Annotated in this window: 17 protein-coding genes; 11 read left to right on the plus strand and 6 right to left on the minus strand. The window is 59.1% G+C overall.

What is annotated here, in order from left to right; all coding sequences use genetic code 11:
* Positions 1–153: 153 nt before the first annotated feature.
* The 7 genes from LDN84_RS03960 to LDN84_RS03990 all read left to right on the plus strand — a co-directional run bounded on the left by LDN84_RS03960 (position 154) and on the right by LDN84_RS03990 (position 6,981).
* Positions 154–1,398 (plus strand): IscS subfamily cysteine desulfurase, encoded by a 1,245-nt coding sequence (locus LDN84_RS03960; protein ID WP_223908621.1) that lies wholly within the window; start codon positions 154–156, stop codon positions 1,396–1,398.
* A 36-nt stretch (positions 1,399–1,434) separates the two neighbouring features.
* Positions 1,435–1,869: a Fe-S cluster assembly scaffold IscU gene (iscU, locus tag LDN84_RS03965; RefSeq protein ID WP_223908623.1), complete on the plus strand. Its 435-nt coding sequence runs from the start codon at positions 1,435–1,437 to the stop codon at positions 1,867–1,869.
* Between the two features lie 37 nt (positions 1,870–1,906).
* Positions 1,907–2,284 carry an iron-sulfur cluster insertion protein ErpA gene (gene erpA, locus LDN84_RS03970; RefSeq protein ID WP_223908625.1) on the plus strand — a complete coding sequence of 126 codons (378 nt, stop codon included), beginning with the start codon at positions 1,907–1,909 and terminating at the stop codon, positions 2,282–2,284.
* A gap of 15 nt (positions 2,285–2,299) precedes the next feature.
* Positions 2,300–2,623: an iron-sulfur cluster assembly protein IscA gene (iscA, locus tag LDN84_RS03975; protein ID WP_223908640.1), complete on the plus strand. Its 324-nt coding sequence runs from the start codon at positions 2,300–2,302 to the stop codon at positions 2,621–2,623.
* Between the two features lie 7 nt (positions 2,624–2,630).
* Positions 2,631–4,508: a Fe-S protein assembly chaperone HscA gene (gene hscA, locus LDN84_RS03980; RefSeq protein ID WP_223908643.1), complete on the plus strand. Its 1,878-nt coding sequence runs from the start codon at positions 2,631–2,633 to the stop codon at positions 4,506–4,508.
* Between the two features lie 37 nt (positions 4,509–4,545).
* On the plus strand, positions 4,546–4,881 hold the full coding sequence (fdx, locus tag LDN84_RS03985; protein WP_223908650.1) for an ISC system 2Fe-2S type ferredoxin: 336 nt from the start codon (positions 4,546–4,548) through the stop codon (positions 4,879–4,881).
* A 405-nt stretch (positions 4,882–5,286) separates the two neighbouring features.
* On the plus strand, positions 5,287–6,981 hold the full coding sequence (locus LDN84_RS03990; RefSeq protein WP_223908654.1) for a methyl-accepting chemotaxis protein: 1,695 nt from the start codon (positions 5,287–5,289) through the stop codon (positions 6,979–6,981).
* Here LDN84_RS03990 and LDN84_RS03995 read toward each other — a convergent pair whose 3' ends face one another.
* A complete protein-coding gene (locus tag LDN84_RS03995; RefSeq protein ID WP_223908658.1) occupies positions 6,982–7,458 on the minus strand; it encodes an Lrp/AsnC family transcriptional regulator in 477 nt (158 codons plus the stop codon).
* Positions 7,459–7,880: 422 nt separating this feature from the next.
* Between LDN84_RS03995 and LDN84_RS04000 the strand changes: the two genes are divergently transcribed.
* The 3 genes from LDN84_RS04000 to LDN84_RS04010 are packed head-to-tail and all read left to right on the plus strand — an operon-like array spanning position 7,881 to position 9,225.
* Positions 7,881–8,135 carry a YciI family protein gene (locus LDN84_RS04000; RefSeq protein ID WP_223908660.1) on the plus strand — a complete coding sequence of 85 codons (255 nt, stop codon included), beginning with the start codon at positions 7,881–7,883 and terminating at the stop codon, positions 8,133–8,135.
* 19 nt (positions 8,136–8,154) lie between these two features.
* Positions 8,155–8,586, plus strand: a complete 432-nt coding sequence (locus tag LDN84_RS04005) for a GNAT family N-acetyltransferase (RefSeq protein WP_223908662.1) — start codon at positions 8,155–8,157, stop codon at positions 8,584–8,586.
* A gap of 30 nt (positions 8,587–8,616) precedes the next feature.
* Positions 8,617–9,225: a GyrI-like domain-containing protein gene (locus LDN84_RS04010; RefSeq protein WP_223908671.1), complete on the plus strand. Its 609-nt coding sequence runs from the start codon at positions 8,617–8,619 to the stop codon at positions 9,223–9,225.
* A 15-nt stretch (positions 9,226–9,240) separates the two neighbouring features.
* On the opposite strand, the gene LDN84_RS04015 is transcribed toward LDN84_RS04010, so the two are convergent.
* Positions 9,241–9,804 carry an RNA polymerase sigma factor gene (locus LDN84_RS04015; protein ID WP_223908675.1) on the minus strand — a complete coding sequence of 188 codons (564 nt, stop codon included), beginning with the start codon at positions 9,802–9,804 and terminating at the stop codon, positions 9,241–9,243.
* 102 nt (positions 9,805–9,906) lie between these two features.
* The gene (locus LDN84_RS04020; protein WP_223908685.1) at positions 9,907–10,209 is read right to left on the minus strand and encodes a carboxymuconolactone decarboxylase family protein; all 303 of its coding nucleotides are present in this window, start codon (positions 10,207–10,209) and stop codon (positions 9,907–9,909) included.
* A 145-nt stretch (positions 10,210–10,354) separates the two neighbouring features.
* Between LDN84_RS04020 and LDN84_RS04025 the strand changes: the two genes are divergently transcribed.
* The gene (locus LDN84_RS04025) at positions 10,355–10,837 is read left to right on the plus strand and encodes a cupin domain-containing protein (protein WP_223908687.1); all 483 of its coding nucleotides are present in this window, start codon (positions 10,355–10,357) and stop codon (positions 10,835–10,837) included.
* Between the two features lie 446 nt (positions 10,838–11,283).
* Here the strand turns inward: LDN84_RS04025 and LDN84_RS04030 are convergent, their stop codons facing one another.
* The 3 genes from LDN84_RS04030 to LDN84_RS04040 form a co-directional block, all read right to left on the minus strand.
* Positions 11,284–12,000 carry a hypothetical protein gene (locus LDN84_RS04030; RefSeq protein WP_223908692.1) on the minus strand — a complete coding sequence of 239 codons (717 nt, stop codon included), beginning with the start codon at positions 11,998–12,000 and terminating at the stop codon, positions 11,284–11,286.
* Positions 11,993–13,198, minus strand: coding sequence for an AAA family ATPase (locus LDN84_RS04035; protein WP_223908698.1), 1,206 nt, complete (start codon positions 13,196–13,198; stop codon positions 11,993–11,995). Before LDN84_RS04035 ends, LDN84_RS04030 begins: the two co-directional genes overlap by 8 nt.
* Positions 13,199–13,797: 599 nt before the next feature.
* A complete protein-coding gene (locus LDN84_RS04040; RefSeq protein ID WP_223908700.1) occupies positions 13,798–14,598 on the minus strand; it encodes a hypothetical protein in 801 nt (266 codons plus the stop codon).
* Positions 14,599–14,782: the final 184 nt, after the last annotated feature.

A 14,782-nucleotide genomic window follows, 5' to 3' on the forward strand; every position in this document is an offset into this window, starting at 1 on the left:
TTTCCGACAAACAAGACAAGCCTGCTGCAAACAGTGACTTCGGTCACTGACAAAAATAACAATCAGCGCATTGACGGGGGGTGAATGACCCGAAAAAGGCATGGCATTGAAATTGCTGGACAGTGGGTGTCTACCTTTTTTCAGGAGCCTGCCATGCCAGATATCAGCCGCGACAAGGTTAACTTTCGCACGGTTCAGCCGGTCTACCTTGACTATGCGGCCACTACGCCAGTAGATCGCCGTGTGGCCAGCAAGATGATCCCTTATCTGACGGAAATTTATGGCAATCCCGCCAGCCGTTCCCATGCTTTTGGCTGGGCTGCTGATGAAGCCGTTGAGCTGGCCCGTGAGCAAGTGTGTGCACTGATCAACGCTGATCCGCGTGAAATCGCCTGGACCTCCGGTGCCACTGAATCCAACAACCTGGCTATCAAAGGTGTTGCCCACTTTCACAAAGGCAAAGGCAAACATTTGGTCACCGTGGCCACCGAACACAAGGCGGTGCTGGACAGCATGCGCGAGCTGGAGCGTGAGGGTTTTGAGGTGACCGTGCTGCCGGTGTTGCCCAGCGGTTTGCTCGATCACGCGGTGTTTGAAGCAGCCCTGCGCCCCGATACGGTGTTGGCCTCGGTCATGATGGTCAACAACGAGACCGGTGTCATTCAGGACGTGGCCGCCTTGGGCACCATTTGCCGCGCCAAGGGTGTGCTGTTCCATGTGGATGCGGCGCAGGCCGCGGGCAAGGTGGCGATTGATCTGGATGTGTTGCCTATCGACCTGATGTCACTCTCGGCCCACAAGATTTATGGTCCCAAGGGGATTGGCGCCTTGTATGTGCGGCGCAAACCGCGCGTGCGTATTGAGGCGCAAATGCACGGTGGTGGCCACGAGCGTGGTATGCGCTCGGGCACCCTGCCGACCCACCAGATTGTCGGCATGGGCGAAGCCTTCTGGCTGGCGCGTGAGCACATGACGGCGGACAACGCCCGCATTAAAACCCTGCGGAACCGGCTCTGGGCGGGCTTTGAGAAGATGGATGCGGTGGTGCTTAATGGTGACCTTGAGCAGCGTGCTGTGCAGTATCTGAACGTGAGCTTCAACTATGTTGAAGGGGAGTCACTGCTGATGGGCATCAAGGGGGTGGCCGTGTCGTCGGGGTCGGCCTGTACGTCAGCCTCGCTGGAGCCCAGCTATGTGCTGCGTGCCTTGGGTCGCAGTGACGAGTTGGCGCACAGCTCGGTACGGTTTTCGATTGGCCGCTTCACCACCGAGCAAGACATTGATTTCACCATTGAGCAGGTCACCCAGGTGGTCACCAAACTGCGTTCCATGAGTCCATTGTGGGACATGGTGCAGGCCGGTATTGACCTCAATTCGATCCAGTGGTCTGAACACTGAAGCCCTTTCCACCCTTTTGACCAACGGAGAATACGCATGGCATACAGCGACAAGGTCGTCGACCACTACGAAAACCCACGCAATGTAGGCACCTTTGAGGCAGGTGATGACAGCATTGGCACCGGCATGGTGGGTGCACCGGCTTGCGGTGATGTGATGCGGCTGCAAATCCGCGTCAACGCCCAGGGTGTCATTGAAGACGCCAAGTTCAAGACCTATGGTTGTGGCTCGGCCATTGCGTCCAGCTCACTGGTCACCGAATGGGTGCGCGGGCGCACGCTGGACGAGGCACTGGCCATCAAAAACGCCGACATTGCCGAAGAACTGGCCCTGCCGCCGGTGAAGATTCACTGCTCGATCCTGGCCGAAGATGCCATCAAGGCCGCTGTGGCCGACTTTCGCTCACGCCACCCGGTGGGCGCGGCCACGCTGGTGTCCGAGCAACCGGCTTGCGCCTCCAGTACGCGCTAAGTCCATCCCCCATTTCATATCCAACCAAGGAGTTCACATGCAAGCAGCTCTGACCACTGACCGCGCCAGCCAACCCGGCCTGATGCCCAGCCCGCTCGAATTCACGCCCGCCGCAGCCGCCAAGGTGGCCGAGCTGATTGTGGAAGAGGGCAACCCCGACCTGAAGTTGCGCCTGTACGTGACGGGTGGCGGCTGCTCCGGCTTCTCTTACGGTTTTGCTTTTGACGACCAGATTGCCGAAGACGACACCCAGACCATCACCGCCGGTGTGGCGCTGGTGGTGGATGCCATGAGCCTGCAATACGTGCTGGGGGCGCGGGTGGATTTTGAAGACGGGCTGGAAGGTTCGCGTTTTGTCATTCACAACCCGAATGCCCAGACCACTTGTGGCTGCGGCAGCTCGTTCTCGGTTTAACACAGAGGTGATGCCATGTCTGTCTCATTGACCCCCGCCGCTGCACGGCACGTGACGAAATCCCTGACCAAACGCGGCAGCGGCATTGGCCTGCGCCTGGCGGTCAAAACCAGTGGTTGCAACGGCTTTGCCTATGCGCTTGAGTTTGTTGATGCCACCAATCCTGACGATGAATGTTTTGAAACCCACGGCGTGAAGGTCATTGTGGACCCGCGCAGCCTGGGCATGCTGGCAGGCACCGAGCTGGACTTTGTGCGTGAAGGCCTGAATGAAGGCTTCAAGTTCAACAACCCCAACGCTAAGGCCAATTGCGGCTGCGGCGAGAGTTTCGCCGTCTAAGGCGCATATGGCACTGCTGCAAATTGCTGAACCCGGTCAAAGTGCCGCGCCACACCAGCATCGGCTGGCGGCGGGTATCGATCTGGGCACCACCAACTCGCTGATTGCCACGGTGCAAAGTGCCGTAGCGCGAGCACTGCCAGACGAAGACGGGGCGATGTTGCTGCCTTCTGTGGTGCGTTACCTGCCTGGCAACGGCATTGTGGTGGGGCGTGAGGCACAAGAGAGTCAAGCCGATGACCCGGAAAACACCATCGTCTCCGTCAAACGTTTCATGGGCCGCAGCTTGGCCGACGTGAAAGAAGCGGCAGGTTTGCCTTACCGTTTTACCGACGCGCCCGGCATGGTCGGTATCCATACCGTGTGTGGCGAACGCTCCCCGGTGCAGGTGTCGGCAGAAATTTTGACCGCACTGCGTGAACGTGCTGAATATTCCCTCGGCGGCCCCTTGGCTGGCGTGGTGATCACCGTGCCCGCCTACTTTGACGATGCCCAGCGCCAGGCCACCAAGGACGCGGCGCGGCTGGCTGGCTTGACGGTGTTGCGCCTGCTCAACGAGCCCACGGCCGCGGCCATTGCCTACGGGCTGGACAAGGCGGCCGAAGGCACGTTTGCCATTTACGACCTGGGCGGTGGCACGTTTGACATCTCCATCCTGCGCCTGTCCAAAGGCGTGTTTGAGGTGCTGGCCACCGGTGGTGATTCGGCCCTGGGTGGCGACGACTTTGACCACGCCATTGCTGAATGGTTTTGCACCCAGCATGGCATCCACGGCTTGTCGGCCTTGCCTCCCGGCGCTCAGCGCAGCCTGCTGGCCGCTTCACGTGCGGCCAAAGAAGCACTGTCGACGCACGAAACCACGGCGCTGTCACTGGCAGGAGGGGACGGAGCTGCCCAGCAAGCCATCCTGTCACGCACCCAGTTTACTGAACTCGGGGCGGGCTTGATTGCCCGCACCATGCACGCCACCAAGCGGGCGCTGCGTGACTCCCTGCTTTCCATTGACGACATCACCGGTGTGGTGCTGGTGGGGGGCTCGACCCGCATGCCGATTGCCCGCGACGCGGTGCGCCAGTTTTTTGACCAGGAGCCCTTGGTCGACATTGACCCCGACCAGGTGGTGGCCATTGGTGCCGCGCTGCAAGCCAATGTGCTGGCCGGCAACGGCAGTGGTGGTGACGACTGGCTGCTGCTGGACGTGTGCCCGCTGTCGCTCGGCATCGAGACCATGGGCGGCCTGGTAGAAAAAATCATCCCACGCAACTCCACCCTGCCGGTGGCCCGTGCACAAGAGTTCACCACCTTCAAAGATGGCCAAACCGCCATGTCGCTGCACGTGGTGCAGGGCGAACGTGAGAGCGTGGCGCATTGCCGATCACTGGCGCGGTTTGAGCTGCGCGGCATTCCACCGGCGGTGGCGGGCTCGGTGCACATTCGGGTGAGTTTTCAGATTGATGCCGACGGGCTGCTGTCGGTCACCGCACGGGAACAAGTCAGCGGCATTGAGGCCCACATCGAGGTCAAGCCCACCTACGGCCTGGCCGACACCCAAATTTCAGCCATGTTGCAGGATGCCATCGGCGCGTCCAAAGACGACATGCTGCTGCGCTCCTTGCGTGAGGCACAGGTCGATGCCCGGCGTATGCTGGATGCCACGCAAACCGCGCTCAGCACCGATGCTGCGCTGCTGTCCACTGAGGAAATCAGCGCCATCCGCAAGGCCATGTTCAAGGTTGGTGACATGCTGGAAACCGAAGCCACCTTGCCCGAGTTACGCACCGCCACCGCCGCTCTGGGCGCGGTGACCGACGAGTTCGCCGCCCGACGCATGAATGCCTCCATCAGCAAAGCGCTGGCCGGACAAACCATGGACAGCCTGGCCTGAGCCAGGACTGATCCACTACAACCCATACTGCTGTCACATGCCCAAAGTCCGCCTACTACCCCACCCCGATCTGTGCCCCGAAGGGCGCGAGATCGAAGTCAAACCCGGCGCATCTTTGTGCCAGAGCTTGCTCAAAGCCGGGGTGGAGATCGAGCACGCCTGCGAGATGGTGGCGGCCTGTTCCACCTGCCATGTCTACGTGCGCGAAGGCGGCGCGTCGCTGGCCGAGCCCGACGACAATGAAGACGACCAGCTCGACAACGCCTGGGGCCTGGAAGCCCAGTCGCGGCTGGCCTGCTGCGTGAAGCTGAAAGACACCGACATCACGGTGGAGTTCCCCAAACACACGCGCAACCATGCGCGGGAGCATTAAGCACTTGTTTCTGCTGCACTTTGTGAACCCTCTTGGTGTGGTGCCGGGAGCTCAGCGCAAAGAAGTGGCTTTGTTTGGCAAACATCGTGTAGTTGCCATCCATCAGACTTAAGACCTCTAGGGGGAAACCCTTGGATCGACTCTGGAAAACGGTGATGTCCTGCAGCTATGATTACCACGGCATACTGTTTGCACACCCGAAAAACGGGGAGATACAGCCTCTGGTCTAGGGCTCAAGAGTCATCTGTAAGAACGCAAAATCAAGAGACTGGTGCCCGGTTGGGGGCCGCGTTGGACTTCTCGGTCTGGGATGCCTGGCAACTTCTTCCTGATGCTCTTCTTGGTGGGTCCTTGGCCTATCTGGCGGCTTCAAACCTCGCAATTCACGCACAAGGAGACACATTAATGAAACTGAACGATATCCACGTCACGCACAAATTGTGGGGGACGATTTTGGGATTGATGGTGGTCTTGTTGACTGCGACGGCTTTCACCATGTACCAATCAGACAAGGTGATGGGGAAAATGCTTGTGGATGTTGAGCATTACGAAAACAACATTGCCAACGCCATTCTGTGGCAAGGCCTGACAGAGACCAATACCGAGCGGGTACTGGTGGTCATCGCCAGCAGCGATCCTGCCATCGAGAGTTTTTTCGGAGATCGCCAGAAGGCCGGTACGCTGACGATCAGCGAGGTGCAAGCCAAGGTACGTGAGTCGGCTGTCTCAGAGCCGGAAAAGATGGCACTGGCCAAAATTGGCGATGCCCGCAGCACATTGCTGAACACGCTTAAAAAATTGCCAGAGATCAAGGCCGCCAATGATGCCGAGGTTCGCCGCAATTTTGCGTTCAAGGAATTTCTGCCCACCGCCGTGGTTTATATCGACGCGCTCAAGAGTTTTGTCAAGCTGCAGGAAGATCAGCGTGACAAGGCCAAGCTTGAGGCGATTGCTGCCCGCAGCAATACCTTTTTGCTCGGGGTGGGGATTGTGGTTTTGGTGGTAGCCATCGGCATTTGGCTGGCCATGGCATTGGTGCAATCCATCACACAGCCGCTGGCGCGTGCGGTCAAGGCTGCCCAGGCGATCAGCGACGGTGACCTGACACAACGGCTGGAGAATGATCGCAAGGATGAATTTGGCCAGTTACTCCAGGCGTTGATCGGCATGACGGCACGTTTGCATGGACTTGTTTCGCAAGTTCGCTCAGGTGTCGACTCGGTGTCCATCGCCTCCACTGAAATTGCCAATGGAAACCAGGACCTGTCGGCGCGTACCGAGCAAACGGCCGCAAACTTGCAAGAAACGGCCTCCAGTATGGAGGAGCTGACAAACACATTGGCACAGTCGGCCGATACGGCGCGCCAAGCCAACCAGCTTGCATCAAACGCCGCCAGTGCCGCCACACGTGGTGGAGAGGTGATGAGTCAGGTGGTGAACAGCATGCAGGAAATCAACAGCTCGTCGAAGAAAATCGCCGACATCATTGGCGTAATCGATGGAATTGCCTTCCAGACCAATATCCTGGCACTGAACGCTGCGGTGGAAGCTGCACGCGCAGGCGAACAGGGGCGCGGTTTTGCCGTGGTGGCCTCAGAGGTGCGGTCACTGGCCGGGCGCAGTGCAGAGGCCGCCAAGGAAATCAAGACACTGATTGGCGCCTCGGTCGATGCGGTGGATGCCGGGGCGGCACAGGTCACCCAGGCTGGTGATGCCATGACCGAGATCGTGAGCAGTGTGCGCCATGTGTCCGACCTGATTGGCGAGATCACCAGTTCAACTTCCGAGCAGCGCGACGGTATCAGCCAGGTGAACCAGGCTGTTGCCAATCTGGATCAGATGACGCAGCAAAATGCGGCTCTGGTCGAGGAGTCGGCTGCGGCCGCAGCTGCGTTACGTGATCAGGCACAACGCCTGGCCGAGGTGGTCTCGGTATTTAATGTCGGCACGGCCCACACGGTGCAGAGCACGGCGGCGTATAGACCCCCGCCACCGGCGAAAAAAGTCGCCACGCCATCGTTGCCCAAAAAACCCATGAAGCTGGTACCGCACCAGCCGACCGTTGCCAAGGTGAAGAACGATGAGTGGGAGAGTTTTTGATCACGCCACACCTATCTCCACCGGCAGCGCCGTCTTCGTCACCACTTGACGCAGCACAAAGCTGGAGTGCACGCCGGTGACCCCTTCGATGCGGGTGAGCTTGTTGAGCAGCAGCGCTTGGTAGTGGTCCATGTCGCGCACCACTACCTTGAGCTGGTAGTCGGCATCCTGCCCGGTGATCAGCAGGCACTCCAGCACCTCGGGCAGCAGGCCCACCGTGGTCTCGAAGTTGGCAAAACGCTCGGGTGTGTGCCGATCCATGGCAATGTGCACCAGCGCCATCAGTGACAGGCCCAGCTTTTTGGCATCCAGCATGGCGCGGTAACCGGTGATCAGACCCGACTCCTCCAGCGCCCGCACCCGGCGCAGGCAGGGCGAAGGCGACAGGCCAATGCGGTCGGCCAGGTCCTGGTTGTTGATGCGGGCATCGGCTTGCAGAATGTCGAGGATTTGCTGGTCATAGCGATCAAGTTTCATGTTTATGCCATTTTTTATTGAAATAAAAGCAGAGTATGCCAAAGTATTTCTTTTGAAGGGCAAAAACGCAATTCTCTGCCCGGCCTGCAGACCTACACTGAAGTCATCTGTTACCCACAGCCCAAGCAACACGGCCACCCGCCACTGTTGCGCAGTCTGACCCCACAAGGGTCGGCATTGCGAATCCAAGCCCCCTGGCCAACCCAAGGCCTGAGGGGTTGATTTATTTCATTGTTTTTGCCTCTAGCGCTTATGTAGACTGCGTCAGTAGCTATTTTTTATAGAGCAAATGGATTTGTGTGCTGGTCTATTTCACTCGCCCTTGATGGGTGCCCGTTGGAATCTTGAATACCATGTGCAGCTTGTGATGTGCTGCGCCATTCCAGCCGTCAATGAATCCCCCTGCTTATAAAGGACTTGTGATGTTTCGTTATTTGGTCATGACCGTTCGCACGCCGCAGTTTCAGCCGTCGGTGATCGACGCGCACTACGCGTTTCTGGAGCGTTTGCGCCAGCAGAATCAGCTTGAATTGGCTGGGCCGTTCACCGACAAGTCGGGCGGCGCTTACCTGATCAAGGCCGCCAGCCTGGACGAAGCCAAAGCCCTGGCCTTCAGTGACCCGGTGCACACCAGCGGCTCGTCCATCGTCACGGTCTACGAATGGAATGCCAAGTGAAGCCGGGGAGGGCCAGCGTATGACCCTGGAATGGCGAGACACCCAGGATGGTGTGGACTGGGACGAACTGACCGAGCTGTACCGACTCGCCCCACTGGGCAACAAAAAGGCCGCTGAATTACAAACCGTGTTCAGCGCCAGCCTGTTCAAGTGTTTTGTTTACGACGCGGGCCAACTGGTTGGCGCAGGCCGGGTGCTGGCCGACGGGGTCGATTGCGCCTACCTCTGCGATGTGGCCGTGCACCCGAGTTTTCAGGGTACGGGGCTGGGCAAGGCCTTGGTGTCCCGGCTGGTGGCGTTGTCGCGCCACCACAAAAAAATCATCCTGTATGCGGTACCTGGCAAAGAGGTGTTTTACCGCAAACTGGGTTTCAGACGCATGAACACGGCCATGGCTATCTTTGCTGACCCAGCGCAGGCGCTGGAGCGAGGGTATATCCGAGAAGACTGAGTCAGGGTTTCGTTTTGATCAGGAGCCAATATGGACAAAATCGACCTCAAGAAAGACCTCAAATCGCTCTACCAACCCAGTGCCAAACAGGTGGTGGAAGTGGACGTACCGGCGTTCAAATTTCTGATGATTGACGGTGAAGGTGATCCGAACACGGCACCAAGCTATGCGCAGGCCATCGAGGCTCTGTTTGCGGTGTCCTACACCGCCAAATTCATGCTCAAGAAAGGGGCACAGTCCATCGACTACGCCGTCATGCCGCTGGAAGGGCTGTGGTGGGCTGATGACATGTCGGCTTTTGTCAGCGGTGACAAGGCTCAATGGAAGTGGACCATGATGGTGATGCAACCGTCATTTGTGCCCGATGACCTCATCCATGCAGCCATGCTGGAAGCCCAAAAGAAGAAAAACCTGCCCGGCATCGACCGGTTGCGGCTGGAGGAGTTTGCAGAAGGGCATTGTGCTCAGGTACTGCACATCGGCCCGTTTTCAGAAGAAGGGCCAACGATTGAGCGCCTGCACGCCTACATGGATGCGCGGGGCGGGCGCACCGGCAAACACCACGAGATTTACCTCAGCGACATCCGCCGGGCCGACCCGAAGAAGTGGAAAACCATCGTCCGTCAACCCATGTCCTAAGAAGCCAACCGGTATTCAGGCCTTGCGGTCACAGCGCAGCACATTCTCCGGGTCGCGGTAGAACGCGCAGTGGGTGCTTAAAGCTTCTTTCAGGCGCTGGCGGGCGCGGTGAATCCTGATCTTGGCGGTGGCCAGGGTGCAGGCGCAAATCTCGGCGGTCTGCTCAGTGGACAGGCCCTCCAGATCATGCAGCACCAGCGCGGCGCGGTAGTTGTCGGGCAGGCTGTCGATCACGCCGCGAATGCAGGCATTCATCTCGCCCAGCACCATTTTGTCGTCTACCGCGGTATCCGGGTCAACCACTTCGGCAGCCTCATCCAGCTCGACGATGTGCCAACGTCGATCCGGGTGACGCAGGTAATCGGCTGCCACCCGGTTGGCAATGGCAAATGCCCAGGTCTTGAGCGACGAGCGGCCCGCAAAGTCTGGCAAGCCCTGATTGATGCGCATCAGGGTTTCCTGCGACAGCTCTTGCGCCACGGCAGGGTCACCCACATAGCGCTCAAGGTAATGCCGCAGCGCCTGCGTCAGATCGTCGGCAATCGCCCGAAACGTGGGCGGCTCAGCTTCATCGTTCATTCTGGATTCCTCGGTTGAACGCGCTCAGGCAGGCCGCAGGAAGCGCGTCCGGGTCAGCGATGCGCCACACCTCAAAGTGCCTGCGCATCTTCAGCCCGATGGTCAGCAACACGCATTGGCTACGCTTGGGCCGGATGTTTGTGCACAGCCGCATCCAGAGGCCGATGCGGCCCCGGTGGCCTCAGGTGCAAAGCCGGGCAGCATGGCCAGCGCCGTCTGCAGCGTCTTGCGCGCCGGAACCTGGCGGATTTTGTCGGCATGCAGGATGGCGGCGTGGATGGCCGCATCGCTCAGGCCCACTTGCCGTGCCTGTGGAATGTGGTACTCCATACAAGGCGGGCAGTTGCTGCCCATGGCGGCGCCAATGGCCACCAGTTCAAGGTCTCGGGGGCTTAAATCATTCATGGTGTTCTCCAATAGGGTTTCGGTTGATGGACGGCTTTGGTCATCCACCTTCTTAGACGGTAACCTGGACACAAAAGATACACCTTTGCCATCCAATACCAACTTCGTTAAGCTTGCAACTTTGACCACTGCATAAGGAGCCTCCATGCCCCATACTGAATTTCCTGTTGCGATTGCCGCTCTGGAGGCGCCGCGCCGCGCGACCCCTTCCACTTACCCGGAACCCTTTGCCTCACGTATGGCGGGCCGGGAAAAACGCACGCTGGGTGATCTTTTTGGGCTGAGCAACTTCGGGGTGAACCTGACGCGCCTAGCCCCCGGGGCCATGTCCGCCCTGCGGCACGCCCACACCGTGCAAGACGAATTCATTTACCTACTGGAAGGGCACGCGGTGCTGGTCACCGACGCAGGCGAGACCGCGCTGTCGCCCGGCATGTGCGCCGGTTTCAAGGCCGGCACGGGCGACGGCCATCAGCTTATCAACCGCTCCAATGCCGATGTGGTCTACCTCGAAGTTGGCGACCGCAGCGCGGGTGACACCGCCAGCTACCCGGACGATGACCTGAAAGCCAGCTTGGGCCCGGACGGCAAATATCTGTTCACGCACAAAGACGGTACGGGGTATTGAGGAGGCGAGGGTTCGGGCCTTGGCGTGGCGAATGGCCACCAACCATCGGATCGGGTTCCATTAAATTTTGAGTGATATGGATCTCTAGTCAAGCTGGATAAAGCGCTGGTAGCTATCAATAGAGGAGTGTTTGGTGGCTTTGTTTGGGTGACGCCAACGGGTGGTGAGGCAGGAGTGGGGTCAAGATGGTGAACTAATTTCTAGGTTTTAGTGACAGGTATCGACCCATAGCTGACATGGCGTCAGTCCCATTTCGACGCGGGAAGCAGTCGCGCGACGTTTGACATGGAAGGCGGAAGAGCCCGTTGCACTTTGGTTGGTAAACAGCGCGTTCAGTTTGGCGATTTAGTCGGCAACTAAATCTCGGCCCATCAACTCTCGTCGCCAGTGTTGATCTCCGGCAACAGCTGGCCCTTCGCGGCGGGTTCAGTTTCTTCGACGCTGATTCAGGGAAATGCGACTAGGATGGCTTGCTCGAATGCAAGTGCGCGGGTACACAGGGCGGTCACGTCGCTCCATCCTGTGGCGACTGCGCTCGCAGCGGCCAGGCGGCTCTTACGGTCCTTCTTGTTGACGCGCAGATTGAGCGGCAACACCTGCATCTGCGCTTCGATGTTTAAATTGCACTCAAGACTCACGAGCGAGGCGTGACCGGCAGGCAACTTGGCCGCAGCCTGCCAGGTGCCCGTGTTCATTGCGGGGATGCACACCACCGTCTTGGGGCCGGGTACTGCAGGCTGCAGCCACGACAGCAAAACAGCGTACAGGTCGTCTGGCGGCAGAGTCGCAGGAGGGCAATGGGTAGGGCATGGCAAAGTTTGCCAGCTTTTGGCAGCAGCATCGGCGTTCGTGTAGGGCGGACGCAGGTTTGCGTATGAGAAAGTAGCCACGTCCGCATCCAGTTGGATAACGACGCCATCAAAAGTCGAGAGGATGGGGTCGTCCTCGATCAGACCACCATTCGGCGGGCATCGTGCGGCCTGTTGCTGACACCACTTCAAGACCCCGCCCCAGCCGGTGCCCATATCGGGCTTGGTAGCCTCAGGCTGTAGTTGCGTCAACACGAAGCTGCGGGGAGTAAGAATGCTCTTCAGTGCCGCCTCAATAACTTCACGCTCTGTCGGGCCTTCGCCGACCAGAGCAATTCGCAGTGGACTAGACATTTGGCACCGCCCCCAGGTGCCCCATCATCCACAAGCGCGAAAGCGGGTATTCACGATTCAGAGCCTTCAACTCTGGCGTCGGATCCAGCCTTCGAACCACGGTGTGGCCGTGGCTGTCTCGGTCAACGGCGAACAGGCGAACCTCGTCATTGTCCAGATCCAGTCCGTCCAGCACCGCAGGATTGTGGGCCGTAAACATCAGCTGCCGACTGCGCGTGGCCGAGCCCATGGTGGCGCCCGAACGCACCTGAGTCAGCCAGCCTACTAGTCGAGCGGTCAAGGCGGTGACCAGCCGAGGATTCAAAGCCTGGTCCAAATTGTCGATGGCGACCAACGCAGGGCTGCGCGGCGACAGGCACAGCGCGGCGGTAAACAGCACGTACAGCACACCTTCACTGGCATCAAATGCCGTCAGCTCGTTGCGGCTAGTGGCCATAAAACGATCGGTGAACTTCAAGACCTCTTGGCTGCGCGCCACCGATGGCGAGAGCAGCGCCTGCACGCTGCGCGAGGTGCCAACGTCTGCCGCCCAATCGACCAGGCCAAGTAGGTCATCCAGCAAATCGCCTTGAGACTCCTCGGCGAAGCGTTTCAAGTCGGCTACCGCCTCGGCCAGTCGCCCCCCCGACAAACCCAGTGGTTCGCGTGTCTGCGGGTCAGGCAGCATGCCGCGCAAAGTGGGCGTATTAGGACAGTAAATCGCGTACTGCTGCAGCTGTTGCAACATCAAAGTCGCCGGGCTCTCAGTGGGCAACTCCACTAGCTTGAGCGCTGCGAGGCCGACCTTGGGGTTGAGATTACCTATGCTGCGTACCCCTTCGGTCAGAATGGTTTCGGGACCATCTGTCAGCGTCTCGGTCTTGAACGACCAGGCTGGATCTGGGGACTCCAGCGGGTTCAATAGGCTTACCTTGTAGGTGGCGCCACTCTCGGCCACGGCTTCCAGACCGATGTGCGGCAAACTGCGAAAGTCCTGGAAAGACGATTTGAATAGTCGCGGCAAGCCGGGGCGTACGCCACGACGCTGCAGCGCCTCGTCGTCCACGGCGCCATTGGCGGCGGCACCGAGCACCCCCAACGCCTCTAGCACGTTGCTCTTGCCCACGCCGTTCGCGCCAATGAAGCAGTTCACCACACCCAGCTCAATATCCAGTTCTGTGATGGATTTGAAGCCGCGAATCTTCAGTTGCCGAATCATTGTTCTTCTCCAGTGTTGGCTTGCATCGCAGGAACAACGAGCATGCGTTGAAAAAAATCGGTGGATCTCAGCCTGCAATAGCAAATTTAACTATTCGATGCTACCTGAGGGGACTACCGCTCCCTTGGCCTGAGCCCGAAGTCGCCTGAGCTTCCTCCAAAGGTTGGCGATATTGTCGCCGCGCTTGATGGCGCTTGACGGCTAGTCCGGATCAAGGTCGAGTAAAGCCGCTTATTTGGGCGACATCCAGGCTCTCGCGGGGGGCAACCGCTATCCGGTTGGTTGGGGCATACCCGGGAGCTGTCGATCGCGAACGGCAGCTCTTGGCCCTCAAGAGTCATCCCCAGTCCAAAAACCACGACTAACAAACCCCCGCACCCATCGAGCAAGCACTGACTTTTTCCCTGAATTTTGTCTTCCCGTTCGAGTTCAAAAGGCGTATGCCAGCGGGGGGGTGATTAAAACTTTCGCCCCGCCAACCCCGATGTATCTGGCGCACAAAGACGGCACGGCGTATTGAGGTGCGGTTTCAGGTCTTGGCGTGACGATGGCCACCAACCCCGGGCGGGGCGCTGCTTGCTTTGGGGGCCTTGCATTTCTTATTCTTGTCCTGCGCAGGCCAACAATTCGCATGTGGCGAGGCAAGCCCACTTATCTATATCAAATTGGCAATTAAATCTGCAGATGTTGCATGCCGTCATCAGTTCAGACCCACCGCCCGCGGGCGCAAAAAACGCGTTGGTCAAAGCACTCTTGAAGTCTGCACTCACTTGGCCATTGGCACTCGCAAAGACCGTGCGCAAGCTGGCATGCGTGGTCTGCGTTTGTTGCGAAGCCGCTTGCAGCGCCGTCAGCAAGTCATCTGCCAGATGCCCTGGTTTGGCCTTGAAGGCGCTGCCCATGAAGTTGATCGCATCAATGCTTTGCAGGCCCAGTGCATCGAGCACCTGGGTTTGTGCGGCTTTGATGCGCTGGCTGTCCGGGTACAGGCGCAGCGCCTGGGGGGAGAGCGTGGCAAACCAGGCCGTGGGTTCTGCGCCAATCAGGCGGGTTACCACCAGATCGGTCAGCGGTGTGATGTTGAGCACGCCGCCGTCAGTGCTGGCGCTTAACGCGTGATAACGCAGGCCGTTGACCAGAGGGTCGGCGTTGACCTGGGCGGCACAGGGTGCGCGTTGGGCGCTGAGGGTGAGCTGCCAGTCGCCCGCCGTGTTGGTGCGGGTCGTCAAGACCGGGCCGCTGGCGCAGACCAGGGACACTTGCGCATCCACCAGCGGCGCACCGGTGGCTGCCGTGCCGCGCAAGACCGGGGCATCACCCCCGCCGCAGGCGGCCAGCCCAAGCGCGACAGCGATGACCATGGCGGTGTTGCACCAGTCTTTGGGGGTTTGCGGTTTCATGGCTGTGCCTTGCATGAAGGTTGCGATGCCGTGACTCTACCCCTGAGCCCACAACAAGTCTGTAACAAAACGAGGTTCTCGTGCTTGTCTGGGTGATGGGAATTGCAGCCCAAACTTTGGATAAAAAGTGCTTGTGGTGCTTGTTGAATATACGCAAGCAGCTATTTATTAAATAGCATTCGGA

Source organism: Rhodoferax lithotrophicus (assembly GCF_019973615.1).
In the GTDB taxonomy this organism is placed as follows: Bacteria; Pseudomonadota; Gammaproteobacteria; order Burkholderiales; family Burkholderiaceae_C; genus Rhodoferax; species Rhodoferax lithotrophicus.